Annotated in this window: 25 protein-coding genes and 5 tRNA genes; 15 read left to right on the top strand and 15 right to left on the bottom strand. The window is 32.0% G+C overall.

Going from position 1 to position 26233, the window contains the following annotated elements; genetic code table 11:
* Positions 1-4 precede the first annotated feature (4 nt).
* The 4 genes from ileS to CQA57_RS04670 all read right to left on the bottom strand — a co-directional run bounded on the left by ileS (position 5) and on the right by CQA57_RS04670 (position 5343).
* Complete coding sequence (gene ileS / locus CQA57_RS04685) at positions 5-2758, bottom strand: isoleucine--tRNA ligase (RefSeq protein ID WP_115579073.1); 2754 nt, start codon at positions 2756-2758, stop codon at positions 5-7.
* Positions 2759-2829: 71 nt separating this feature from the next.
* On the bottom strand, positions 2830-3804 hold the full coding sequence (locus tag CQA57_RS04680) for an asparaginase domain-containing protein (RefSeq protein ID WP_115579072.1): 975 nt from the start codon (positions 3802-3804) through the stop codon (positions 2830-2832).
* An 18-nt stretch (positions 3805-3822) separates the two neighbouring features.
* Positions 3823-4533 (bottom strand): outer membrane beta-barrel protein, encoded by a 711-nt coding sequence (locus CQA57_RS04675; protein ID WP_115579071.1) that lies wholly within the window; start codon positions 4531-4533, stop codon positions 3823-3825.
* A 138-nt stretch (positions 4534-4671) separates the two neighbouring features.
* Positions 4672-5343 (bottom strand): outer membrane beta-barrel protein, encoded by a 672-nt coding sequence (locus tag CQA57_RS04670; protein WP_115579070.1) that lies wholly within the window; start codon positions 5341-5343, stop codon positions 4672-4674.
* A gap of 191 nt (positions 5344-5534) precedes the next feature.
* On the opposite strand from CQA57_RS04670, the gene CQA57_RS04665 reads away from it, so the two are divergent.
* The 4 genes from CQA57_RS04665 to CQA57_RS04650 are packed head-to-tail and all read left to right on the top strand — an operon-like array spanning position 5535 to position 11205.
* Entirely contained in the window at positions 5535-6872 is a 1338-nt protein-coding gene (locus CQA57_RS04665; RefSeq protein WP_245941859.1) for a TolC family protein, read from the top strand.
* Between the two features lies 1 nt (position 6873).
* On the top strand, positions 6874-7578 hold the full coding sequence (locus tag CQA57_RS04660) for an efflux RND transporter periplasmic adaptor subunit (RefSeq protein ID WP_115579069.1): 705 nt from the start codon (positions 6874-6876) through the stop codon (positions 7576-7578).
* The gene (locus CQA57_RS04655) at positions 7578-10673 is read left to right on the top strand and encodes an efflux RND transporter permease subunit (protein ID WP_115579068.1); all 3096 of its coding nucleotides are present in this window, start codon (positions 7578-7580) and stop codon (positions 10671-10673) included. Before CQA57_RS04660 ends, CQA57_RS04655 begins: the two co-directional genes overlap by 1 nt.
* Entirely contained in the window at positions 10663-11205 is a 543-nt protein-coding gene (locus CQA57_RS04650; protein WP_115579067.1) for a hypothetical protein, read from the top strand. Before CQA57_RS04655 ends, CQA57_RS04650 begins: the two co-directional genes overlap by 11 nt.
* Here the strand turns inward: CQA57_RS04650 and dapF are convergent.
* Positions 11202-11960 (bottom strand): diaminopimelate epimerase, encoded by a 759-nt coding sequence (dapF, locus tag CQA57_RS04645; RefSeq protein WP_115579066.1) that lies wholly within the window; start codon positions 11958-11960, stop codon positions 11202-11204. The genes CQA57_RS04650 and dapF overlap by 4 nt on opposite strands.
* Before the next feature lie 91 nt (positions 11961-12051).
* Here dapF and CQA57_RS04640 point away from each other — a divergent pair, with 91 nt between their 5' ends.
* Together CQA57_RS04640 and tpx are read left to right on the top strand one after the other, a co-directional pair.
* Positions 12052-13101, top strand: a complete 1050-nt coding sequence (locus CQA57_RS04640) for an AI-2E family transporter (protein WP_115579065.1) — start codon at positions 12052-12054, stop codon at positions 13099-13101.
* 52 nt (positions 13102-13153) lie between these two features.
* Entirely contained in the window at positions 13154-13648 is a 495-nt protein-coding gene (gene tpx, locus CQA57_RS04635; protein WP_115579064.1) for a thiol peroxidase, read from the top strand.
* Here the strand turns inward: tpx and CQA57_RS04630 are convergent.
* On the bottom strand, positions 13642-14823 hold the full coding sequence (locus CQA57_RS04630) for an FtsW/RodA/SpoVE family cell cycle protein (RefSeq protein ID WP_115579063.1): 1182 nt from the start codon (positions 14821-14823) through the stop codon (positions 13642-13644). The genes tpx and CQA57_RS04630 overlap by 7 nt on opposite strands.
* A 148-nt stretch (positions 14824-14971) precedes the next feature.
* On the opposite strand from CQA57_RS04630, the gene flgB reads away from it, so the two are divergent.
* The 5 genes from flgB (at position 14972) to CQA57_RS04605 (ending at position 18713) form a co-directional block, all read left to right on the top strand.
* A complete protein-coding gene (gene flgB / locus CQA57_RS04625; RefSeq protein ID WP_115579088.1) occupies positions 14972-15400 on the top strand; it encodes a flagellar basal body rod protein FlgB in 429 nt (142 codons plus the stop codon).
* 12 nt (positions 15401-15412) lie between these two features.
* Complete coding sequence (gene flgC / locus CQA57_RS04620) at positions 15413-15907, top strand: flagellar basal body rod protein FlgC (protein WP_115579062.1); 495 nt, start codon at positions 15413-15415, stop codon at positions 15905-15907.
* A gap of 20 nt (positions 15908-15927) precedes the next feature.
* Complete coding sequence (fliE, locus tag CQA57_RS04615; RefSeq protein ID WP_115579061.1) at positions 15928-16233, top strand: flagellar hook-basal body complex protein FliE; 306 nt, start codon at positions 15928-15930, stop codon at positions 16231-16233.
* A gap of 108 nt (positions 16234-16341) precedes the next feature.
* On the top strand, positions 16342-18018 hold the full coding sequence (locus CQA57_RS04610; protein ID WP_245941858.1) for a peptidoglycan D,D-transpeptidase FtsI family protein: 1677 nt from the start codon (positions 16342-16344) through the stop codon (positions 18016-18018).
* Positions 18015-18713 (top strand): hypothetical protein, encoded by a 699-nt coding sequence (locus tag CQA57_RS04605; protein WP_115579059.1) that lies wholly within the window; start codon positions 18015-18017, stop codon positions 18711-18713. Before CQA57_RS04610 ends, CQA57_RS04605 begins: the two co-directional genes overlap by 4 nt.
* Positions 18714-18719: 6 nt before the next feature.
* On the opposite strand, the gene CQA57_RS08150 is transcribed toward CQA57_RS04605, so the two are convergent.
* The 7 genes from CQA57_RS08150 to recO all read right to left on the bottom strand — a co-directional run bounded on the left by CQA57_RS08150 (position 18720) and on the right by recO (position 20377).
* A tRNA-Glu gene (locus CQA57_RS08150) sits at positions 18720-18795 on the bottom strand.
* Between the two features lie 30 nt (positions 18796-18825).
* A tRNA-Asp gene (locus CQA57_RS04600) sits at positions 18826-18902 on the bottom strand.
* A 7-nt stretch (positions 18903-18909) separates the two neighbouring features.
* A tRNA-Val gene (locus CQA57_RS04595) sits at positions 18910-18985 on the bottom strand.
* A gap of 29 nt (positions 18986-19014) precedes the next feature.
* Positions 19015-19089: transfer RNA gene (locus CQA57_RS04590), tRNA-Glu, on the bottom strand.
* A gap of 13 nt (positions 19090-19102) precedes the next feature.
* Positions 19103-19178: transfer RNA gene (locus CQA57_RS04585), tRNA-Lys, on the bottom strand.
* A gap of 91 nt (positions 19179-19269) precedes the next feature.
* Entirely contained in the window at positions 19270-19758 is a 489-nt protein-coding gene (locus tag CQA57_RS04580) for a CinA family protein (RefSeq protein ID WP_115579058.1), read from the bottom strand.
* 1 nt (position 19759) lies between these two features.
* Entirely contained in the window at positions 19760-20377 is a 618-nt protein-coding gene (gene recO, locus CQA57_RS04575; RefSeq protein WP_115579057.1) for a recombination protein RecO, read from the bottom strand.
* A 149-nt stretch (positions 20378-20526) separates the two neighbouring features.
* Between recO and accD the strand changes: the two genes are divergently transcribed.
* Genes accD through CQA57_RS04555 form a run of 4 tightly spaced genes read left to right on the top strand, consistent with a single transcriptional unit; the run spans position 20527 to position 23220 of the window.
* Complete coding sequence (accD, locus tag CQA57_RS04570; RefSeq protein ID WP_115579056.1) at positions 20527-21399, top strand: acetyl-CoA carboxylase, carboxyltransferase subunit beta; 873 nt, start codon at positions 20527-20529, stop codon at positions 21397-21399.
* Entirely contained in the window at positions 21371-21820 is a 450-nt protein-coding gene (gene rlmH, locus CQA57_RS04565; protein ID WP_115579055.1) for a 23S rRNA (pseudouridine(1915)-N(3))-methyltransferase RlmH, read from the top strand. Before accD ends, rlmH begins: the two co-directional genes overlap by 29 nt.
* Before the next feature lie 12 nt (positions 21821-21832).
* Complete coding sequence (gene dksA, locus CQA57_RS04560) at positions 21833-22204, top strand: RNA polymerase-binding protein DksA (RefSeq protein ID WP_115579054.1); 372 nt, start codon at positions 21833-21835, stop codon at positions 22202-22204.
* Positions 22201-23220, top strand: coding sequence for a hypothetical protein (locus CQA57_RS04555; protein ID WP_115579053.1), 1020 nt, complete (start codon positions 22201-22203; stop codon positions 23218-23220). Before dksA ends, CQA57_RS04555 begins: the two co-directional genes overlap by 4 nt.
* On the opposite strand, the gene CQA57_RS04550 is transcribed toward CQA57_RS04555, so the two are convergent.
* Positions 23193-24566: an amino acid permease gene (locus tag CQA57_RS04550; protein WP_115579052.1), complete on the bottom strand. Its 1374-nt coding sequence runs from the start codon at positions 24564-24566 to the stop codon at positions 23193-23195. The genes CQA57_RS04555 and CQA57_RS04550 overlap by 28 nt on opposite strands.
* A gap of 55 nt (positions 24567-24621) precedes the next feature.
* Positions 24622-26109 (bottom strand): phosphoethanolamine transferase, encoded by a 1488-nt coding sequence (locus tag CQA57_RS04545; RefSeq protein WP_170126822.1) that lies wholly within the window; start codon positions 26107-26109, stop codon positions 24622-24624.
* Positions 26110-26233 lie beyond the last annotated feature (124 nt).

The raw sequence follows: 26233 nt of genomic DNA, 5'->3' as shown, positions 1-26233 counted from the left end.
GGGATTAGCCCTTTAGGGCATCCTCACATCTTTTGCACAATGCCTCTTCTGTTTGTGAGAGATATCTCCAACAACGAGGACACTTGCATTTTGTAGCCTTGCTTAAAAAATATTCTTTATTATTAACATTAAATTTTATGAGATAGTCACTAGGTTTTTCTTTTAATATTTCACTTACAATCAGCCATTTATCAAGTAGGTTAAAAGCTAAATCTTGAGTATATATCACAACTTCAAGGCTTGATTTGATAACTTTTTCTTTTTTAAGATTATCAATAATTTCACCAAATTTTGATCTTAGATCTAAAAGATCTTCAAAATCTATTTCTAAGGTAAAATCATCCAGTTGTGTTAAGTCAATTTTTTGCAAGTCAAAAACATTATTGATATTTTGTTTAAATAGCTCTGGAGCAAATTCTATGACTTCATCAATAGTATAAGTCAAGATTGGTGCTAGGAGGTGTGAGAGATTTTTAGCTATAACAAACATAGCAGTTTTTGAAGCTTTAGAATCTTTGCTAGAAGGTTTATCACAATAAAGACTATCTTTGCACAAATCCATATAGATACCGCTAAGCTCATTACTAATATAGTGCATAAGTATTTGCATACCTTTAACAAAATCATATTGGTTAAAATGATTTTCTACTTGCTCAAAAACTTTTTTTGTAGTTTTTAGAATCCATAAGTCAATGGTATTGAAATCTTTAAAATCACAAAGTTCTTTTAAATCATTGATATTGGCAAGTAAGAATCTGAGGGTATTGCGGATTTTTTTGTATTGTTCTCCTACTTGCTTGATGATATTATTTGAAATGCGCAAGTCACTATGATAATCATTCATAGCAACCCAAAGGCGTAAAATTTCACTACCTTGATCTTTTAAAATTGTTTCAGGAGCAATCACATTTCCCTTGCTTTTGCTCATTTTCTCGCCTTTTTCATCTACGGTAAAGCCATGAGTTAATACGCTTTTAAAAGGAGCATATCCATTGATAGCACAACTTAAAAGTAAGGAGCTTTGAAACCACCCTCTGTGTTGATCGCTACCTTCAAGATACATATCTGCGGGGTAACTCCCTGCGTTGTATTTGGGGTTATTTAAAGGATTTTGTAATACCGCTTGCCAAGTGCTTCCACTCTCAAACCATACATCAAGAATATGCATGCCCTTTTCTAGATCCTTGGCTTTTGCTTTCCATTCTTGTGGGAGAAGGTCTTCTATACTATCGCTCCACCAAATGTCACAACCCTCTTTTTCAAATCTTTTTTGAAGAAAATCAAGAACATTTTCATCAAAAATATTTTCACCAGTTTTTTTATCTTTAAAAAAGGCTATTGGCACCCCCCAATCTCTTTGTCTTGAAATACACCAATCAGGTCTATTTTCTATCATTGATGCAAGACGATTGCGTCCAATTTGTGGATAGAATGTTGTTGAATCAATCGCCTCAAGTGCTAATTGTCGTAATGTCTTATTATTTTTGAATGGCTTGTCCATTAAAATAAACCATTGTGTCGTGGCACGATAGATTACAGGTTCGTGGGATCTCCAGCAGTGCGGATAGGAATGTGTAATTATTGTATGTTTTAATAAGGCATCGCCTAGTAAAGAAAGAATTTCTTTTTGGGCTTTAAAAATATGCTGTCCTAGAAATTCTCTTGGTAAAAGATTTTTGTGGATAATTTGTTCATCATAACACCCTCTATCATCTACGGGCATTAAGATTTCCAGATTATATTTTAAGCTAACATAATAGTCCTCTTCCCCATGTCCTGGAGCTGTATGCACAGCACCTGTTCCATCATCTAAGCTTACATGATCTCCTAAGATAATACGAGAATTTCTTGAATTTAATGGATTGATAGCATCAAGATTTTCTAATTCTTTTGCTTTAATCTCTTTGACAATGCTTGCATCAACAATATTTGCATCTAGTAGTTTTTGATGCAATTCTTTGGCTACAATAAAACCATTTTGCGTTAATACATAAATTGCATTTGGATTTAATGCAATAGCAACATTTGCTGGAAGAGTCCAAGGTGTAGTAGTCCAAATAACTAATGAGGCATTGTCAATTTGTAATTTTTGCAGAGCTGTATCTGCAAGTTTAAAGGCTACAAAAATAGAATCTGATTGTTTATCTTGATATTCTACTTCAGCATCTGCAAGAGCAGTTTGGCACGCCCAACTCCAGTATATAGGTTTATTTCTTTCTGCCAAAAGACCGTTTTTTACAACTTGACAGAGGGTTTTGTAGATATCACCTTCAAATTTAAAATCCATAGTTTTATAAGGATTCTCAAAGTCCCCTATGATTCCTAATTGTTGAAATTCTTTGCTTTGAATATCAACAAATTTTTGAGCATGTTCTCTGCATAATTTTCTGATTTCTACCACGCTTAGTTTTGACTTTTTTTCTCTGCCTAGATTTTTTTCCACCTGCTGTTCGATTGGTAATCCATGACAATCCCAACCAGGAGTGTAATATATTTTTTCACCCTTAAAGTAGTGGTATTTGGTGATAATATCTTTTAGGATTTTATTAAGAGCATGACCAATATGTAAATGTCCATTTGCATAAGGAGGACCATCATGGATAAAAAAACTTTTTTGAGAAGCTTGTCTATTTTTGAGCATTTGTTGATAAACATCTTTGCTTTTCCATTCCGCATAGCGTTTGGGTTCTAGATTTGGTAGATTCCCACGCATAGCAAAGTTTGTTGAAGGTAGAGAAAGAGTTTCTTTATAGTCCATGAATTTTCCTTAAGAAATATAGTATTTAAAATTTTCTTGATTCTAACAAAAAGTTTTGAAATTATAAAAGATTATTTTTGTGTTATAAGATCTCTATAATAAATAAATTCTTCTTTTGAAAAACCAGCATTAAGTAGGACATAAAGAAGAATTCTAGCTTTTTTGATTTGAAGCCATCTACTCATAATTACACCTTTTTTTTGCAAATCAATTTCTCCGCCACTATATCCATAAGTTTTTATTGCACTTGGTCCTTGATGGGTTCTTGCACACATTATCGTAGGGATTTTTGTAGCAAGTGTTTCAATAATGGGCAAGGTATTGAGGTTGGTATGTCCAGCACCATATCCCCCAATGATAATCCCATCGTAGTGTTCTCCTGCCCATTCTAATATTTCTTTTTCATCATCAAGCTTGTGCTCATATGCAAAGACTTTTTTAGTTAGATTTTTTATTTTATAGGTTTTTAGCACTTTGGGAATTTTGAAAAATTCAACCTCATCTTCTAATATAATACCAAATTCTTGATGAAAAGAACTAAAAGTTTCAAGTGCAAGACTATGAGTTTTTTGTAGCCATAAGGGGTTGTGTATGGTATTGTTCATAACAACCATTACTCCTTGTGCTTTATGATGCAGTGCTACAAGGATTGAAGAATAAAGGTTTGCAATTCCATCTGCTCCAAGTGCGCTAGGACTTTTCATTGCACCAGTAAGAATCAAAGGAGCAGTTTCATCCCACAAAAGACTAAGAAAGAAAGAGCTTTCTTCAAGGGTATCTGTCCCTTGTGTAATAATGATGGCTTGCGAGCCATTTTCGATCTCATTTTTTGCCCATTCATAAACTTGCAATAGATGTGAAAAGCAGATATGCCCGCTTGCTATTGCAAAAAGAGCAGAGGCTCTTATTTTTGCAATGGAGGCAATTTGGGGAATAGATTGTATAAAATCTTGAGCTTCAAGAGATGGGGTAATACCTTGATTCTTATGACTTGTAGTCATTGATATAGTTCCACCAATGGAACCAATAGATATTTGTTTTAGCATCTCTTATAGCCTTAAGATTTAAAAAACAAATCTATATCCAAGATTTAAAGAAAGATTTGCAAGATTTAATCCACCACCAATAAAAGGGAAGGTATTTATTGAACCAATTGGTAATTTTGCGAGTATTTCTATACGATGATTTTTTGCGATAAGTGTGGTTATGCCAACCCTTCCTGCAACATTGGCTAAGATTCTGCTTGTAAGTGCAGCATTGCTATAGAATTGTTGAGCGTCTAATATGGTTTGTTCGGAAATGGCATCGGAATCAAGTCCTTCCATATCATCCTCCGTAAGTTGTTTTGTATTGTAAAAAATATCCAACCCAGCTCCACCAAATAATCCTATTTCAAAAAATTCTGTTTTGTATAGATTTGTTAGTAAATCAAGATAAAGTCCAGAGGTAATAAAATTCATTTGTGCTTTGAGATTATCAAATTTTTTTGATAAAAAAGTATATCCAACAGAAAAGTCAAGCCTCGTGCCTACATAGTCATTGAAAAAATTCTCAGTTCCAAGATTAAAAGATGCATTAAATCCATTAAAAGATTTTCCAAAAGCTCCAGAAATATGACTTGTGGGTATGGTAATAAATATAGCATCAGAATTGCCCAAATCATAATAAGGGTTTGAGCCAGTATAGCCACCTTCAACTCCAAGATAAAATCTTGCTTGCATCGGTAGAGCAAAAATACAAGCTAGAAGAATAAAAGCATGATAAAATTTTCTCATAGATAAAATTCCTTAAATATTTTTGTGTTTTTGAAGTATAAATATATCAAAATATAGTCTGAAAACAATGTTTATAAAAAGAAGAAGTTAAAGAAGTCTTTAAATGTGGAGAAGCTTCTCCACATTTTTTAAAAATTATTAGAAAACAAACTTATAGCTTGCACCTACACTAACATTTAGTGGAACCACTAATCCACCAAGTTTTGCTTCCGAAGAAGAGCTAAATCCCATAGAAGTAAAAGGAACTTTTGCAAGCAACTCGATTCTGTGGTGACCTCCAAATAGAGTGGAAATACCAAATCTACCAGAAAAATCTAATAAATGTTTACTAACTTCATTCTGATTATGTAGGTTGCCAAAATCTTTCTTATTATACCAATAGTGATAACCAGCTTCAGCACCGCCAAAGATACCAAAACTAGAATTTCCATTGCTAAAGAAGTTTAACAATAAATCAAAGTTTAAACCAGCATCAATAAAATTGGCTTCTTTCGCTAATCCATTAATTTTTTTTGAAGTGCTTGTATAGCCACCAAAAATTGCCGATCTAATACCAAAATAATTACCAAAAAAACTTTCTGTTCCAAGGGTTAATGCAGCATTATAACCACGAGCACCATTTTTAAAAGCATCAGTAATCAATCCAGGACCATAAGCAGAAGCATAAAAACCAGCCTTACCTTCTTTCATAGCAGTCTCTTTAATGTTTGTTGTAGAATATCCACCCTCAAGACCCATAAAGAATCTTGCTTGAGCAATACTAGCTACACTTAATCCCGCTAGAGCCAATCCTAGTATTTTTTTGTTCATTATTTTATCCTTTAAAATTTTTGGATTCCTCGCCCCTGAAATTATTATATCGAATCATTTTTGATTTTTTAAAACACAAAATTAAATAATTTATTGTTGTATAGACAACTATTTACATATTTTTAGGTAAAATGGCACCTATTTCTAAAATATTTTAACATAAAGCAAGATTCTAAATAAGGCTTGGAACAATGATGCAATTTTTTAAGGATAAATTTAAGGCTTTTATTTGTGTTGTTTGTATTGCTACTTTTTGTTGTGCGCAGGAAGTATCTACGGAGAATTTAAGCATTATGGCTGATATTCAAGCAATGCAAAAAAATGCTCAAAATAAATATAGATTGAAAGATTTACTAAAGGCTGCGGATTTAAATTATTCTATACAGGCAAAAGCGTTGAGTGCCTTACAAGCAAAGAAGGGGGTTTTAGTGGCTAAAGGAGCTTTTTTGCCTTCTTTGGATCTTAGTTATTCTTTTCAAAATAACTATAGAGATACGCAATCAAATTCTCAATATAATACACAAGCAGCAAATGCAAAGTTTGCTTTAAATCTTTTTAATGGTTTTTCAAACTTAAACACAGTGCGTGAAAAAAATGCTACCTATTTGTCAAATTTATCTGATGAGGAATATACAAGGCAGAGTATTTACTTGCAGGTTTTGCAACAATATTATGGTTACTTTGACAATATTTCAAAATTGATTTCGCTTCAAAAAAAGCTTGAACAAATAAAATCTGATGTAATTAGGGTAGAGAAACTTTATAAGCAGGGGCTAACACCGATTGATAATTTAGAATCTTTAAAAGCTCAAGCTTCATTGAGTGAATATCAAATCGCGGACGCTCAAATGTCTGTAGAGCAAAATAAACTTATGCTAGAGTATCTTACGAATTTAAAAGTCGATGCATTGGAGTATGAAAAGGTTTCTTTTCCAGAATTTAAACTTCAAGATAGAGAGGATTTAATTGCATTAAGACAACAAATCAATGCACAAATATTTCAAAATAAACAATTGCATTATTTTCCTACTGTGGATTTGAACAATACTTTTACTTATAATATTCAAAAACCTGCTTTTGCAACAAGTAATCCAGCATTTTCTGCTCTCTACCCAGATATGCAAAATGTCATAAGTGTTACTGTTACTTTAAAACTTATTGATGATGTGGGCATTTCTTTTCAAAAGCAATACTTAAAGGCTGGTCAGCTTGCAAATGAAAAACTTCTTACCTATAAAAAAATGGAGCAAAAAAAGGATGAAGAGCTTTATAGAAAAACCTTAGAAATAGCAAAGAAGAAAATGCAATCAGCAAGAGATAATCTAAAATCAGCAAATATTGCTTATCTTAATATAAAGAAAAAATATGATGCCAATCTTATAAATTTCACCGATTATTTGCAGGCATTAAGTACTAAATTTGATGCAGAATCTACATTTAATCAGAGTTTAAATAACTACGAATTGCAAAAAGCAAATTATATTTTTTATAGTGGTCAAAAAATTAAAGATTTTATAAAGGAGCAATAAAATGAGTATTTTAAGAATAATAACTTTAGTATTTTGCAGTTATAGTTTTAGTTTCACTGCAGATATTTATGCAATTTTTAATATAAAAGCAGTTCAAGATGCAAATCTAACACTGGATAGTTCTGGAACAATTGAGCAAATTAAAGTAGATGTTGGAAGTGTGGTAAAAAAAGGAGAGGTTTTATTAAAATTGTCAAATCAAGACAAAATAGCTCAGGCACTATCTGTGAAGCAACAATATATTTTCGCGCAAAATCAATATAATCGCTACAATAAAACTGGTGCTGCAATTGATAAAAATACCCTTGAGCAATACTATTCTAATTATAAAAAGTTAGAGGCAGATTATAAATATTATCGTGCTTTGTTGGATAAGACTACATTGATTGCGCCTTTTGATGGCGTGATTGCAGAAAAAAATATCGAGTTGGGTGATGGTGTCGGGCAAAATAGCACAAAACTTTTTAGATTAGTCAGTCATGAAAAAAAATTTTTAATCGAATTTGATTCTAAATATCTTAATGATGTAAGAGTTGGAGATATTTTTTATTATTCTATTGATGGTGGTAGTAAAAAAGAGCAAGCCGTGATTACAAAAATTTATCCTACTATTGATGAGAATACTCGTAAGGTAAGTGCTGAGGCAAAAGCAAGCAATAATATGACTCCTGGAATTTTTGGTGATGGTTTTATAAGGACTAAATAATGTATAAATTTGCTATTAAACGACCAATTACAACTTTGATGTTCGCTTTAGCGGTAGTTTTTTTTGGTATTTTGGGATTAAAAAAAATACCAGTTTCATTATTTCCAAATGTAGATTTTCCAATTATCGTTGTTTCTACAACTTATCCGGGAGCAAGTGCAGAAATCATAGAAAGTAAAGTAACAGATAAAGTTGAAGAAGCTGTTATGGGGATTGATGGGGTAAAGAGTGTAACTTCAAATAGTGCAAGAAATGTGAGTTTAGTAATCGTAGAGTTTCAACTTGAAAAGCCAATACAAGAAGCTATGACAGATATGATCGGTAAGGTTTCTTCTATCAAGTTTGATGATGCAAATATACAACAACCTTCTTTAAAGAAGTTTGATACTAATGGTCAAGCTATTATTTCATTGTTTATGAGTAGCAAAACAAAAACTAGTTCAGAGCTTATGAAGCATGCAGATCTTGTAGTTAAGCCGATGTTACAAAAGATTTCTGGAGTGGGTGGGATTCAAATCAGTGGTTATAGGGAAAGGCAAATACGCGTTTATGTGGATCCTGTTTTGATGAATAAATATAATCTTACTTATAGTGGTATTTTTAATTTACTTGGACAAGAAAATCTTGAGGTCAATGGAGGTAGATTAGAAAATGCTACCAAGGATTTTACTATTACAGTGGATGCAAATGGGCATAGTATCGAAGATATAGGGAATATTAGAGTTGGGAGTAATATAAAATTAAGTGATATTGCAGTAATAGAAGATGGGCTTGAGGAAGAAAGTACTTATGCCACCTATAATAATTCTCCAGGGGTTATTTTTCAGGTGCAAAAAGTTTCTGGTGCTAATGATATTGAAATTGCCAATGGTGTATATCGTGCCCTTGCTGATATCAAAGCTGTAAGTGAAGGGTATGATATACAACCTTTTTTAGATACAACAACATATATTCGTAGCTCAATAAAAGATGTGGAGTTTGATTTAATTTTAGGCGGTGTTTTAGCCGTTTTAATCGTATTTTTATTTTTGCGTAGTGTTACAATTACTTTGGTTGCTGCTATAAGCTTGCCTGTATCTATTTTGGGAACTTTTGCACTCATTCAGGCAATGGGTTATTCCTTGAATATGTTAACAATGATGGCACTTACACTTGCTATTGGTATTATTATTGATGATGCAATTGTTGTAATTGAAAATATTCATAAGAAATTAGAACAGGGGATGAGTAAGAAAAAAGCTGCATATGAAGGGGTAAAAGAAATAGCATTTGCTATCATAGCAATCTCTGCGATGTTGCTTTCAGTTTTTATCCCTATTGGTAACATGTCAGGAATTATGGGAAGATTCTTTGCAAGTTTTGGGGTAACTGTTGCTTTAGCAGTTATCATTTCTTATGTCGTGGTTATTACCATTATTCCGATGGTAAGCTCATTGATTGTTAGTCCAAAACAATCAAGATTCTATTATTGGAGTGAGCCATTTTTTGAAAAAATGCAAAATATCTATGCGAAAACTTTAAATTTTGTATTAAAACAAAGAGTGGTATTTATTGTTTTGATTATTTTGGTCTTTGGCTTTTCTTTACATCTTGCAAAGTCTTTGGGCGGAGAATTTATGCTACAAGAGGATAAATCAGAATTTTATGTTTGGATTGAAACTAAACCTGGCATTAGTATTTATGATATGAAACAAAAAACAGAGGCTCTAAGAGAGATTGTTGCTAAAAATCCTAATGTAGAATATACAACCGCAGAAGTTGGTTATGGTTCAGCTCAAAGTATTTTTAAATCAAGGATTTATGTGGCATTAAAGCCTATAAAAGAAAGGAATCAGACGCAATTTGATCTAATGAAAGAAGTGCAAAATGAATTAAAGGCTTCACCTGCTTCAAAGGGAATGAATCTTTTTACTGCAGAGGTTCCGACAATTGGTGGTGGGGATAATACTCCTTTTCAGATTGTGGTTTTTGCACCAACGCAAGCATTGGTTGATAAAAGTGTTGCAAAATTAAAACAATTATTATTAGAAGGGGCAGAATTAAAAGGAAAGGTGGGTAATTATCATACTAGCACATCTGATATTCAGCCAGAATATAAAATTACCATTTTGCGCCAGTATGCAGATAAATATGGAATTAGTGCAAGTGCGATAGGAAGTGTTATTAGTGCGGCATTTTCTGGTTCTACGCAAGCGGCATATTTTAAAGAAAATGGCAAAGAGTATAAGATTACTATGCGTGTTCCAAATAATCAGCGAGTTTCTGTTGAGGATATTAAAAAATTACAGATAAAAAATGCTAGTGGGCAATTGATGTTTTTGGATGGATTGATTGAAATTGAGGAATCTAGTGCTCCTTCGCTTATTAGCCGCTATAGTCGACAAAGAAGCGTGACGGTTTATGCAGCACCTATTCAAGATTCTGGTATTTCTTTGCAAGATATTATTCAAACTACAACAAATCCTACAGCATTATCCCAATGGCTTGAGCCAGGAGCAAGTTATGCATTAAGTGGGCAGTCAAATAATATGGCTGAATCTGTAGTATCTTTTGGTGTTGCTGTTATTACAGCTTTTATTTTGATTTATCTTATCCTTGCGGCATTATATGAATCTTTATTGGAGCCTATTATTATTATGATAACTATGCCTTTATCTTTCGCAGGTGCTTTTTTTGCACTTAAAATAGTAAATCAGCCCTTTAGTATTTTTTCTTTTATGGGGTTGATTTTATTGATAGGGATTGTTGGAAAAAATGCTACATTATTGATTGATGTTGCCAATGAAAGGAGAAAACAGTTTGGAGCAAGTGTTTATGAGGCAATCTTATATGCAGGAGAATCTAGACTTAGACCTATCTTAATGACAACAATTGCAATGGTATTTGGTATGCTGCCATTAGCAATTGCCACAGGTAGTGGATATGCAATGAAAGCTCCGATAGGTGTTTCAATGATAGGAGGCTTGTTGCTTTCTATGTTTTTAAGTTTATTGATTGTGCCAATCTTATATACACTTATTGCTCCAATTGATGATAAGATAAAAAGGTTATATCAATCCAAAAAGAAAGAAAAGAAAAAGAAAGTTGAAAAATAATAATTTTTTTAAAGTTTTATTATTGCTTTATTGCACCTATTTGGGTGCTTATGATCGCAATAATATATTTGTTGGTGCTGGTATTGGATTAAGTGATAATTTTGTAGATACGCACACTTTGATTCCAAGTTGGTATTTATTGGGAGGATATGAATATAAGCCCATAAGAGAAGCTTCCCTTATGGCGTATCTAGAGTCTTTAATGGGTATTAAACCTAGTGGATTAAATACAAATATTACAATGCAAGTTTCATTAAACGTGGATATGGCTTTAGAGTTACAAGTAAGTCAAAAAATGAGATTCGGACCCTATGTTGGGTTTGGTTTTGGGTATTGTAGAGAAGAACGAGCAATAGTAGATGATGGTGAAGTGAATAACATGGCATTGCTATTGTTGAATTTTGGTTTGCAAAGCAATCTTGATGAAAGTAATGTAATAAGACTAGGATTTAAATATCCTTTTGATTTAAAAGATATCAGAAAGGATATGAAATTAGTGCATATATTTTTATCTTATGCCTATAAATTTTAAATAATACATGTGGCTATAAAGACAACATTCCCTTCAAAACTTATTTCTTCATCTTTAATAAAAAACGACAGAACTTCATTGCTTGGCGGGATACACTTGGGATTTTTGCTAGTTTTGAAAATTGTATGTGCTATGATGCTTACAGCTGCCATTCCTGTGCCACATGCAAGAGTTATATCTTCTACTCCTCTCTCATAGGTATTTACATAAATTAAATCATCATTTTTTATATAGGCAATATTTATATTTGCATTGTGCTGTTCTCTTAGTGTTTTTAATTCTAAGGTTTTTTGTTTGGGAAGCATTTCTTGATTTTTTGTAAAAATTACGATGTGTGGCACTCCTGTATCAATTTTAAATGCTTTGATATCATAAGATGTTTGTATATCTAGGCATTCTATGGCACTAAAATTTCCAAGATTACTTCGAACTTTTTTAGAATCTTTTATTTCAACTTCTATGGGTTTATCTGTCGCAAGAAAAGTGTGTTTTCTTGGCGCTAGTGAATGTTTAAAGGCATAGTACCCAACGCACCTACTAGCATTTCCACACATTTTGGCCTGTGAACCATCGGAGTTAAAAAATAGCCATTGATATGCATATTTAGGGTGGGGTTTTAAAATAATAAGACCATCAGCACCAATTCCAAGATTCCTATTGCATAACTTTTGAGCAAGTTTTGCATAATTTTTTTGTGTGCAAATATGCGTAATAAGAAAATCATTTCCACTACCAGAATATTTTTCAAAAATCATCACTCATCCTCTTTTTTATAATTATAAAAAAAAAACTCCATTATTGATATTTTTTTGCTTTTAGCATAGAATCAGTTTTTTGGAGAATGCAATGTATAAAAACTATTTTATTTTCTTTATTATCTTCGTGCTACTTATTGGTAGTATGCTTTATTTGTATAAAAATTTTTTAATGGATTTATTGATAGCAAGTCTTATTTGTATTGCTACATTTGACATTAAAATAAGATTAGATAGGTTTATAAAAATAAACTTTTTAACCACAACTCTTAGCATTCTTTTTTTGCTGTTATTTTTGGTGTTGCCTTTTGCTTTTTTGCTAGTGCAAATTGTGGTATTTTTTACAGATTTGCATATAAATCAAGTGATTGCTTATCTTGCACTAAGCAAAGAAGGTATTTTGAGATTTTTGGAACAATTTTCTTTTTTGAAACCTTATGCTGATATGTTGGGAGATAATATATCTACCCAATATCTTGTTGATTTAGGTTTAAAAGTAGGTTCATATATTGGCAAAGAGAGTTTGAGATTTTTTATAGATATTTGCTTTATTGTATTGTTCTTATTTTTCCTATTTTATTATGGAAAAGAAGTTTATTTGCATTTTTTGAAAGCTATGCCATTGAAGCTTTCACAGACCCATAAAATATTTCAGGAAGTAAGTGGAGTGTTAAAGATAGTATTATTTACTTCTCTTATCAATGTTGTATTACAAGGTTTTGCTTTTGGTATTTTAATGTTTTATTGTGATTATAATAATGCTTTATTGCTAGGCATCTTGTATGGAATTTCTTCTTTGATTCCTTTGGTTGGAGGTGCATTGGTATGGATTCCTATTGCAGGCTATGAGTTTTATCTCAATCATTTAAATCAAATGTTTTTAATTATTATTTATTCTGTTGTTGTCATAGGGTTTATTATTGACAATGTAATAAAACCGTTTATTATCGGGTTTGTAAATAAAAAAATTTTAAAAAAACCTTTAAAATTAAATGAAATTATTATCTTTTTTGCAATTTTTGCAGGATTCTCTTCTTTTGGTTTTTGGGGTATTGTGATTGGTCCTGCTATTACAGCATTTTTTATCTCATTGTTAAGGCTCTATCAAAATAAGATATTAAGAGATTTTGATACTGTTTGAGAAAATGTATTAAAATGCGTTTTTCATTAAAATAATTAAAAAAGGAAAAAATATGAAAGTAAAATTTCAAGGACAAGAAGTAACAATTGGTAATGTAAAAAATGTTGGAGATATGGCTCCTGAAGTTGTTTTGGTAAATAAGGATTTATCAGAGGTGAAAGTTGGTGGTTCTCAAGGCTTTTATCAAATCATCAATTTCCTCCCAAGTCTTGACACTGGAGTTTGTGCAACTCAAACACGAACTTTTAATAAAAAAGCTGCTGAAATTCCTAATGCAAAGGTTTTTGTAATTTCTATGGATTTACCTTTTGCACAAGGAAGATTCTGTTCTACAGAGGGTATAGAAAAATTAGAAGTTTTAAGTGATTTTAGAAATAGAGAGTTTGCAAATAAATATGGAGTTATGATTTCTGATGGTGCTCTAGCTGGATTATTAACAAGAGGTGTGATTGTAGTAAATCCACAAGGCCAAATTATTTATCAAGAAATTTGTGAAGAGATTACAAATGAGCCAAATTATGAGGCTCCAATAAAGAGCATTCAATAAAGATTTTTTGCTTTTTTAGATAGGGCTAAAACTAGTCCTATTGCAATACAATTAGCCAAAAGAGAGCTACCACCATAAGTTAAAAAAGGCACGGCTATACCTTTAAGGGGTATGATAGCTGCAATTCCTAGAGCATTGATAATAAGTGAAAAAGAAATCATTAGCCCAACGCCCATGCAGAATAAAAAATGAGGAGTTTCTTGCATTCTATTGGCAATTTTAAAGATTCTAAAAACAATAAGAAAAAATAAAAAAAAGCAAATACCAAGACCTATTAGTCCGGTTTCTTCGGAGATTCCTGCAAGCACCATATCTGTATGCACATCACTTAAAAATCCAAGTTTTACTACCCCCTCACCAATGCCCTGCCCTGTAAAACCACCATTTTGTATAGCTTGTGTAGCATTTAGTATCTGATAGGGTTCTGGTAGGTTTTCAGTCTTAATAAAGTTTGCTACATCTTTTGGCAATAATGCAAGGATGGGGTCTTGTATGCCAGACCACCAAGTTTTGATTCTATTGATTCTATGAGGTCTTAAAAAGATACTAAAAGCAATGCCAATTACTGCTAAAATACCAGAAAATGCAATAACTCTAAAACTACCACCAGATAAGAGTATCATACTGGCCATAATTACACCTAATAATACTGTTTGTCCCAAGTCATTTTGTATAAATGCAACAAATATGAGAATAATTATAAATAAAACCGCATAAGGAAGCATTAAAAAGAGTTCCTCAACAAATTTAAAGCTTTTGCTAGTTTCTTTTTCTGCATATTTTCTTGTGAGACTCCAAGATAAAAACCATATAAAACCAATTTTAAAAAATTCAACAGGAGCTATTGCAATAGGGGATATTGGAATCTTTAACCATCTTCTAGCACCACTAATAGTTGGGGCAATGCTTTCTGGTAGAAAAGTGAAAGCAATAATGATAATAGAGAATAATAAAAGAAAAAAAATGCCTATTTTTTTTAGCACTTTATCCATATCAAAATAAGAAATACTCCACATGATTAAAATACCAGCAAAGGCTACTCCAAATTCTCTTGAGAAAAAATGTAAAGAATCATAATGATAGAGTATAGTAGGGTAGGTTGAGAGGGAGTAGCTCATGATTGTGCCAACAGTAATAAGCATAGTGGTATAAATAAAGAGTTTGATATCTGGCATAAAAAACCTTGAGAAACTAAAAATATTTTGGGATTAGGGATTTTACCAAAAAGATTATGATTTTCTAAATAGGGTAAATTATTATTTTTTTGGAATAAGAATTGCTTGTAAATAAATGTTATTTTAATTAAGGAGCCTTGCTTTGAATATGATGTTTGAAACCTCACAAGCCTATCCTTTGGTTTATAAAGCATTGGATTATCGTTCATTGCGACAAGATTTAATTGCAAGCAATATTGCAAATGTGGATACACCTTTTTATAGACCAAAAGATATTGATTTTGAAAGTTTTTTAGCACAAGAAAAAGATAAAGTTTTTAACCATAAAGAATCTTTAGAATTGCAAATGGCACAGACATCAAAAAAGCATCTGCAAGGTAGGGCATCAGATTTAAATCAGGCAACATTCTTTTTCAGAGATGGTCATTTGGCAAGAAATGATGGGAATAGTGTTGATTTGGATGTGGAGACTAGTGAGATGGGCAAAAATAGTGTGATGTATCAAGCATTGACTAGTGCATTAAAAAAGCATAAGGGGATTTTTGCCTATGCCGTAGATTCTGGAAGAAATTTATAAAAGGATTAAGAGATGGCTTTTTTATCAAGTTTTGATATTAGTGGATATGGTTTATCTGCACAAAGATTCCGCACGAATATTATTTCAAGCAATATTGCAAATGCAAATACTACAAGAACAGCAGAGGGTGGACCATATAGAAGACAAGAGGTAGTATTCCGTGCTTTTGATTTTAATGAGGCTTTGAATAAGCAATTAGCAAATAATAATAATCTTGCAGAATACGAGGATCCCTTAGATGAAGGAGATTTTGCTAAATTGCCAAAACCTGCTATAATGAGCGTTTATGTAGATAAGGTTGTTCGGGATGATAGAGAGCCTTTGATGAAGTATGACCCTAGTCATCCTGATGCTAATGCACAAGGATATGTTGCGTATCCAAATGTTAATCCTGTTGTAGAAATGGCCGATTTAGTAGAAGCAACTAGAGCATATCAAGCCAATGTTGCAGCTTTTCAAAGTGCCAAAAATATGGCTAATAATGCAATTATGATGTTGCAAGCTTAATTTTTTGATATGAGAGTAAAATGGAAACTTTAAAAACAAATAATTCTTTAAAATTAACTTCAGTGGCTCAGAATTCTTCCGCTGGTAACCTTAGGGGTGCTGAGAGTGGTGAATTCTCAAAATTATTAAAGAAGTCTATTGATGAATTAAACCAAGCGCAAGAAACCTCTGATAAGGCTTTGGCTGATATGGCAACAGGTCAGGTAAAGGATTTGCATCAAGCTGCAATTGCGATTGGAAAGGCAGAAACTAGTATGAAATTGATGTTGGAAGTTAGAAATAAGGCTATTAGTGCATATAAAGAGATACTAAGAACTCAGATTTAGTTTAATCCTATGGAAGTTCATAAAGATTTTAAGAATTTTCGAACACCTAGGATATTTATTACCCTTTTTTTTCTTTCAATACTGATTTCTATATTTGCTTTTGTTATTGTGTATAAGGTATTTTTTAATACAAATAAAAGTATTTCACTCTCTACAATTAAGTCAGATATCGCAGTGAGAGGGGATATTTTTAGTAACGATGATTTTACTTTAGCATCTAGTAAAAAACTCTATAAAGTAGCAGTGAATACCAATTCTATTCACCCAGATAAAAAGAATTTATTTATTAGACTTTTTGCAATTTATAGTGGTACGGACATTCAAGAGATTGAAGAAAAGATAAAAAAGAAAGGATATATTGTCTTATCTTACAATCTCACTTCAGATGTTGCAAAAAATATTAAACAGCTTAATACAAAATTACTTCTTCTTAATGTTTTTAGAGAGTATATTGATTCTAGTGGTAGATTTTTTCAAAAAATGGGATTAAGTGTTGAGGTGAGTGGTGTCAGTAGAGTTTATTCTTATAATGATTCTTTAGAACCGGTTTTAGGTTATGTGCAAAAAAGAGAAAGTGGTGCTTTGACAAAACCAAGTGGAATCAAGGGACTTGAGAAATATTATGATTTAGCCTTAGAGCCTAAACAAGATGGTTTATTTGGAGGAAAAAGAGATATAGGCTTTAATATTATTTATGATAAAAAAACTTTAATGCAAGAAAGAAAAGATGGCTCAGATATTTATTTGACTGTAAATTTGAGATTACAAAAAAAAATAGAAGCATTGCTTGATGAATTTAACGCAAAACATAATGCACAAGAAATTGTTGCTGGAATTATGGATCCTAGTGATGGTTCTATTTTGGCTATTGCTAGTTCAAATCGTTTTGATCCTAAAAATATTGTATCTAATAGTGCTTTAAATGCTAGCATTGTTGAAAAATCTTTTGAACCAGGAAGCACGATTAAGCCAATAGTTTTTTCTATTTTATTTGAAAAAAAGCTTATTAATCCATTAGAACCAATCGACTTAAATAAGGGATATTATCAACTTGGCAAATATACAATCAAGGATGATACATTTCCTGCGAAAAATTCTGTAATTCAAGATGTTTTAATACGTTCTAGCAATGTTGGAATGGTAAAACTTACTAAAAAATTAAGTGGTCAAGAGTTTTTTGATGGATTAAAGAGTTTTGGTATTTCAGAGCCAACAGGAATTGATTTGCCTTATGAAAAAAGTGGAGTCATACCAAATCCAAAGAAGCTTTCAGGAGAAATTTATAAAGCAAGTGCTTCTTATGGTTATGGGTTAAGCGTTACTTTTATGCAACTTTTAAGGGCTTATGGAGCTTTTTGCAATGGCGGTTATCTTGTTGTTCCACATTTAGTAAAAAAGATGGTTGATTCAAATGGTAATGTAGAAATTCCTGAGTTTGAGAAAAAACGTGCTATTTCTGCATTGAGTTCAAGGAAAATACAAGAGATTTTGATAAAAATCGTTGATGAGGGAACTGGAAAAAAAGCAAAAGTTGATGGACTTATTGTTGGTGGAAAGACTGGAACTGCAAGAATAGTTAAAAAAGGAGGAGGATATGCTGATGGGATTTATAATGGTTCATTTTTTGGTTTTGTAAAATCTGGAAATAAGAGTTATGTCATAGGTGTAGTAGCTTTTGGCTCTCATGGTAAAGAAGATTATTATGGAAGCCAGACAGCAGCACCAATTTTTAAAGAAATTGTGCAAGTTATGCAAACTCAAGATTTATTAAGGGATAAAAAATGAAAAAAATACTATTTTGTATGATGTTTTGTATTTTGCAGGCCTATGATATAAAAGAAAATATTATAAAAACTTTTAAGGATGAAGATATAGATGTAAAGGTAATTTTAGTTGAGAAGTTAAATAGTGGTTTAGGAATTGCGATAATAGAACAAATCAATGGGATACAAATACCAGTTTTTGTGACAAATGATGGGCATAATGTAATGGGTATTTCTGAACCTTTGATTCTTTCAAATCAAACTTATCAAGATATTATGAGAAGTGTTTATAAAAAAGCAATGGAGCATAATAAAAAACATACAGATATGCTACTTATGCAAAAAGTTAATGCTAATATGTGGATTACATTGAATGGAGATGCAAAAAAAGCAAGTGTGTATCTTGTTCTTGATGCAAATTGTAGATATTGCAAGCAAGAGATACTTAAGATAGAGGAAATGTTAAAAGATTATAAGGAAGTAAAAATACTTTTTTGCGGGTTACTAGGTGCAGATTCTTTACAAAAGGCTGCAAAAGTTTATAAAGATATTACAAGATTGAAAAATCAAAATGAAAAGATAGATTTTTTAAAAAGTGTATTTGATTCTGGCTTTGTAGTAAATGAAAAAATAGATACTAAAACCATAGAGAGTTTGAGTGAGATAATTATACAAGCTGGTGTTACCGGTGTTCCATATATTATTATAAATGATTGATATTGATGGCGACCCCTGAAAGATTTGAACTTCCGTGACTACCTAGAAAGGGCAGTATCCTTGGCCACTAGATGAAGGGGTCATTTTATAGATGAGATTGATTTTATCTTGATGGCGGAGCGGACGGGGCTCGAACCCGCGACCCCCTGCGTGACAGGCAGGTATTCTAACCAGCTGAACTACCGCTCCATAAGAGTGGTGGTCGCTACAAGACTCGAACTTGTGACATCTACCTTGTAAGGGTAGCGCTCTACCAACTGAGCTAAGCGACCTAGAAATAATGAAGGCTTAAAAGTAAAAGTGGTGACCCCTAGGGGACTCGAACCCCTGTAGCCACCGTGAAAGGGTGGTATCCTAACCGCTAGATGAAGGGGCCACTTTTACCAAAATGGTGACCCGTGTTGGATTCGAACCAACGGCCCATTCCTTAAAAGGGAATTGCTCTACCAGCTGAGCTAACGGGTCTCTAAAAAACAGAAGACTATTTATACAAAGTGATTTTCTTCAACTAGGAAGCGAAATTATATTTTTTTTGAGAAAAAATGTCAAGATGTTTTTAAAAAGATTTTAAAAAATCTAGAGTATTTTTAAAAATTATCATAACAGCTTGATTTTGTATTAAATTGCGATTCCCTTTTAAGCGTAAGTTTAAGAGTTTTTTCTTCCCATTTTTGTGCAATATGCCAAGATAGATAGTGCCAAGAGGTTTGTTTTTCATAGCGCCACTAGGGCCAGCTATCCCAGTGCTAGCTATGACAAGATCGCTATGAAAATTTCTTATACCACCTTCTAGCATAGATTCTAAAACCTCTATGCTAGCCGGATTATAGTTTATTATAGTTTGCATAGGAATAGATAAGAGATTGCTTTTTGCCTCATTGCTGTAACTCACTATGCCTCCTAAAAAAACTTGTGAGGCATTGGCAATAGAGCTAAGATGATAGCTTATCAATCCTCCGGTAAAACTTTCTACTGTGCATATTTTAAGTTGCTTAGTTGCTAGAGTTTTAATGATATGGGATGCAAGTAGGGTATTTGGGTTCATTTTAAATTCCTTGAAGTAATATTTGCCATAAATGATGTATTTCTTTATCTTCCAAATAAATTGTAGAGCATTGGGTCAAAAAGTATTGTATGTTCTTTATAAGAAAACTATTGGTAGAAGGTATGCAATTTGTATGGGTTGGGAGAAAAGATCTTGTAAGGGCAATTTGTTCTTGCAATGGATGAGCACATAGAAAGCACATATCAAAGGAAGGGATTCTGCCCTCATATTTTAATAAAGAAGCATACATTTCTAGGATAACTCTGTATGGGTTTTGAAGAGTGAGTTTTGCAGAGCCAGTTTCAAGCATACTGAAATAAAAATTATCTATTGCTTCAATACCTTCAAAATGTTTAAATAACAATTGGATATAACGTTGCCAAATTTGTAGTCTTTGCAAATCTCTTTCCCAAGAGAAGTTCAATGCAGTAATATTGCGGAGCTTTGGCATAAAGATTCCATTATTTTCAACTTCAAAATCAATTTTTTTACCAAGTTGCAAAATGCTATGTCTAGCTCCATAAAAACGATAGAGTTTTTTTATTTTTTGAGGCGTTAGAATTGATAGGATGATATCTTCATTTTTTTGTGGAGTAATGTGTATGATATAGCCTTGCAAATGAGGTCTCCAAGGATATTTTTAAAAAATTATAACACTAAAACTTTAATTTTATAAAAACTCTGTGATGATGTAAAACATTGCTTTAATATAAACTAAGCAAAGATTTGATATGATTTAAAAACTTGAAAAAGTAGTAAGGAAAATAAATGGGTTTTACAGATTTCTTAAAGAATCTTAGAAAAGATGAAAAAAAAGTATCAAAAGATGCCTCTGCGTATTGGATGAAGTGTGATGGTTGTGGTGCTTTGATGTATTACAAAGAGGTTCATTCTCAAATGTTTGTTTGTCCTAAATGTGGCTATCACTTTAGAATCTCAGCACAAGATCGCATTGATATTTTGTGTGATGCAGATAGTTTTTTAGAATTTGATAAAGACTTAGCACCAGTTGATCCTTTGCATTTTGTAGATAAGGAGAGTTATAAGCAAAGAATTCAAAAACATCAAAGTAAGACAGGAAGACCTAGTTCTGTTATAGCAGGGCAGGCAAGAATAAATAATGTTTTGGTGCAACTTGTGGTGTTTGATTTTGCATTTATGGGCGGTAGTTTAGGATCTGTTGAGGGGGAAAAGATTGTAAGGGCTATTGATAGAGCTATACAAAATAAACAAGCCTTAATCATTGTTTCAACAAGTGGTGGTGCAAGAATGCAAGAATCTACTTTTTCTTTAATGCAAATGGCAAAAACCTCAGCAGCTCTCAATAAGTTATCTGAAGCTAGATTGCCTTTTATTTCTTTGCTTACGGATCCTACTTTTGGTGGAGTAAGCGCTTCATTTGCATTTTTAGGAGATTTGATAATTGCAGAGCCTGGTGCAATGATAGGTTTTGCTGGAGCAAGGGTGATAAAACAAACAATTGGTGCTGATTTGCCAGAAGGATTCCAAACAGCAGAATTTTTGCTAGAACATGGATTGATTGATATGGTAGTTGCTCGTAAGGATATTAAAAAGACATTAAGTGATATTATAGGTATGCTGGTGCCATGTAATGAGAATCAACCTATATTGTATAGCTAAAAATCAACAGGAAGAAGAGCTTGTTGTGCATTATCAAAAACTTTGCAGGCAATTTGGTGCAGAGCTAAGAATTTTTAATATATTCAATGCAGATATTTTGCAAGCACAAAAGAAATCCCAAAAAGAAGCTAGAGCTTCTTATACTAGAGCATTGTCTAGTTATTTAAAACAGGGTAGGAATGTAATTTTGCATCCTGATGGAAAAATGGTGGATAGTTTTGGTTTTTCTAAGATTTTACAAGAGAATGTGGTGAATTTTTTTATCGGAGGGGCTTATGGTTTTGATGAGGATTTTTTAAGTCAAGGCAAAACTTTGAGTTTAAGTCCTTTAACTTTTGCACATAAAGTTGCAAAGATAATTTTATGCGAACAATTTTATAGAGGATTAAGCATTTTAAATCATCATCCCTATCATAAATAAGGAGTTATTCAAATGATAGAAAAGAATGAAAAAAGTAAATTAAAAAAGATATTAGAAAATAGACTTGAAGAGATTTTGGTTTGTATTGATGTAAATAATAGTAGCATTGATGAGTTGTGCAAAATGGGATTAAATGATACGACTGATATTGTTTCTGCAAATTTGCAAAACAACCTAAATTCTTTACTGATTCAAAAAAATGATAAAGAAGTTAAAGAGATTATAAAAGCATTAAAAAAAATCACAGATAATGTTTATGGAATTTGTGAAATGTGTGATGAAATGATTGATATTGAGCGATTAAAAATAAAACCTCATGCGAAATTTTGTATAAAATGTCGTGAAATTTATGAAAGAGAGAAAAGAAACAAGGAGAATAAATGAAGTTAAAATACTATGTTATTGTAATTGCTATTATAAGCTTACTTATAGGTTTGGGGGCATATAGTATTCTGCCAGAAGATTTTTCACTATCCCTTTCTACACAAGATGGAAAACAATTTGTTTTGCCTTTTGTTGTTTTGTTGGGTATTTTTGTTGGGATGCTTTTTGTTTTGGGGTTCTTGTTTTTTGTGATAGATTGGTTAATTGGAAGGATTAGTTTTTTTCATCAGCAAAAAGATTTACAAAAATTAACTACACAGATTTTAGAGCAGGCTTGTAAAAATAATTACACCCCAGCCGTCTATAAAAATAATTCTTTCTTGATGCTCTCAAGAATCTTAAGAAGATTTTCTTTGATTCCAAAGATTCCTAGTCAAAATAGTGGAATTAACAAGCTTGATCAAATGTTTGAGGTTTTTAACCAAGTAGAATTAGGTTATGAACAAGATTTGAAGAAATATCAACTTGCTACAGATAATATTTTTTATGTCCAGAATGTTGTAAATAGAGTTAAAAAAGATTATAAGTTTGGGTTTAGTGTTTTAGTGGATGGTGATTTTAGTCAAGAGACTAGAAGTAGAGTTTTTTTTAGTATTTTAGATAAGTGTAATTTTAAAGAAATTGTAAGAATTTTAGAAACTAGCCTTTTTTTAGATAAATCAATGGTTTTTGCTGCTGTAGAATCTTGCAAAAAACTTCAAACCATGTTAGATGATAAAAGTATGATACAAGCTACTAAAAAGGCAAATTTTGACTCTTTGGATTATGTTGAACTTGCTAAAGGATTAAAGGGGTTTTATGGTCCTGATGGATGGTTGAAATTTTTTGAGAATCTAACACTCCTAGATGATAAGGCAGAGTTAAGCTTTCTGTATGTTTTATGTGACTTGGAGATGGTTGCTCAAGTAGAGCAAAGGCTTTCAAATTTACAAAAAAGTGAATTTCCAAGAATACGTGCATATATTGATTTGCGCAAGCAGGGAAAAAATTATCCTTCTGAACTTTTCTTTGTTTGATATTTATTTTGTAAGAAATAAACCGCATAACAGATTGCTATAAAAATGATAGTGGAAATAATAGCAATTTGTTGTGTTGTATCAAAACAGCATCCAATGATAGAGGCGCTACATAAAAAAAGTGCAATAAGAGGAGTAAATGGCATAAAAGGTGTTTTATATGGTAGTTTCTGTAGCATTTCTTTTGTGCATGTTTTTCTAAAATTATATTGAGCAAGACTTACAGACATCCAAGTAAGAATTGAGGTAAAACCAGAAACGCCAATGAGGGTAGCAAAAACTATTTCAGGAGCAAATACTAGAGAGCTAAGCGCACTTAGTGATCCAATCATAGAAAAGATAACTGCATTGATAGGTATGCCCCTTTTATTGACTTTTCCAAAAAAAGCAGGAAGTTTTTTCTGATTTCCTAGACTCCAAAGCATTCTTGAAGATGCATATAATCCAGAATTGCTTACAGAAAAAATAGCAACAATAATCACAAAATTCATAATATCTCCAGCATAGGGGATACCAATTTTTTCTAAAACCGCTACAAATGGGCTTGTTGCCATTCTTGCATCATTATGTGGCAAAAGGGTGGCAATAATAAAAACAGTGCCTATAAAAAAGACAACCAATCGCCAAAGCGTTGCATTTATGGCTCTAGGCATTGCAATTTGAGGATTTTTTGTTTCTCCTACTGCTACTCCAATAACCTCTGTTCCAGAGAATGCAAAATTAACCGCTAAGATTGTCATTAAAATTGCAGATGCACCATTTGGAAACCAACCATCTTGATAATAATTTTCAAATGTTTTGCTAACGCCTAAGTCAAAAAGATTAAATAAAATAACTCCACCACCAAGAATAAGAAAAACAATTACTGCAGCCACTTTGATAAAAGAAAATAAGAACTCTCCTTCGGCAAAAATTTTTACTGTCCAAATATTTAGAGCAAAAATAATAATTCCAAAAATACTTGCCCAAATCCAAACATCTACACTAGGAAACCACTTTTGCATTAAAAGTCCAACGGCTGTGAATTCTCCACCAAGTGCCGCTACCCAAGTAAGCCAATAAAGCCAAGTAACTACATATCCTGTGCTAGGACTAATAAAGCGGTGTGCATAATCACCAAAGCTTGAAGTGTTTGGAAAATTAGAGCTAAGTTCCCCAAGGCTAAGCATAACAGTATAAACAATAATTGCCCCAATGCAATAGGATAATAGTGTGCCAAGAGCCCCAGCATTATGAAGATTTTCACCAGTAGCTACAAATAACCCTGTCCCTATAACGCCACCAAATGCAATCATCATAAGATGACGATCTTTCATAATTCTGTGAAACTCTTGTTGTGTGTCCATTGTATAAGTTACCTCATGCTTAGTAAAATAAAAAGTTTAGATTTTATCATAAAAATTATTTTTTCATCTCAATGATGTCAAGTTGCTTGTTGTAATCTTTTGTCTCAATATTTAAGAAATGCAAGATTGTATGAAAAATAGTATCATGAGTTAAATGTGTGTGCGTTTGTTTTTGAATCTTGTCATAAAATTGAGTTTTCAACTCCTTATTGAGCCAAATATAAGAGGGAATATGTTTTTGATCTTTTGGAGCAAGGTTGTATGGCAGACCACCATGCATAAATTGCCCATATTCCCCCAAGCTTTCCCCATGATCGCTCACATACCAAAGTCCAGAATCTAATGAGGATTCTTTAAGAAAAGAAATCACTTGACTGATAAAATAATCTGTATATCTTAGTGAATTATCATAAGCATTTTGCAAAGATTCTTGGGTGCAATTTTGCAAATTTTCATCCTTGCATACTGGATGGAAAAACTCAAAATCTTTTGGATAGCGTTCAAAATATTTTGCCCCATGGCTTCCATGCAAATTGATAATCAAAAAAGTATTATTTTTTGTATTACTAATAATAGTATTAATTTCTTGTAGCATATCAGTATCAAGATGTTGCTGATTGTAATAAGAGATATTTTTAATATTTCTGCACACTTTTCCCATGCATTCCCCACCATTATTGCTAATCCACCATACATCATAACCTGTATTTTGAGCAATATCAAGAAGGTTGTTGCGAAAGAGACTAAGATTTCTTGAGGTGTAGGTTTGGTGCGTAAGATCTGTAAGCATACAAGGGATGCTGATAGCTGTGATAACACCACATGAATAAAAATCTTTAAAATTCAAAATATCAAGATTTTTTGTAAAAGGATTGGTAGGTTTATGATAATTATTAAACTCAAAATTCTTTGCTCGTGCAGATTCTCCTATGATTAAGGCAAATATTTTAGGTTTATCATTTGGAGTAATTTTTGCATCAGCACCAACAAAAGTATAAGTTTTTGGTGTGTTGATAATATTTGAAAAATAACGTATTGTAGATCTTATAGGTGCAATAGGATTTAGCATATCGATAGTAGGTTTATAGGATTTGAAAATGAATGTGATATTTTTTCCCTGACATACCCATATTGCAATGAGAATCAGAAGATAAAAAAATAATAATAAAAATTTTGTTTTGATAAAAAGACTTTTGTTTTTTGTATCTATCAGAAATATCATAATTAAGGGGATAGTCAGTAGAAGCAAGATTTTAAAAATCATACTAAGATTTATAAAATCTTTTGCTTCATTTAAATTTGTTTTAAAAAGGCTTTCAATAATCATAGGATTTATGCTGATATGAAAATGATTCATATAATAAGAGCTTATGGTGGTTATTAGAGTAATGACTATTAGCATAAGACGAGCATTAAGAGAAAAGGTAATAAGTTCTAGTATTAAAGCATATAAAAAAGTAAGAAAAGCACCAATAATAAATAAGAGAAAATAGGATGGATGCGGGGTAACATTTGGATTGGTTGTAATGGTTTGCCAAAACAAATTGTGACAAACCATTACTAAATAAAGGCTTATTGTAAAAATAGTAAAATGATAATTTTTTAATAAAGCAAAAAGTTTCATGGTGTTTTTATTGTAATTTTTATTGAGATTCTAACACAACTTT

This window comes from Helicobacter anseris (genome assembly GCF_003364335.1).
GTDB lineage: Bacteria > Campylobacterota > Campylobacteria > Campylobacterales > Helicobacteraceae > Helicobacter_H > Helicobacter_H anseris.
This window is presented reverse-complemented; position numbering and strand designations above follow the sequence as displayed.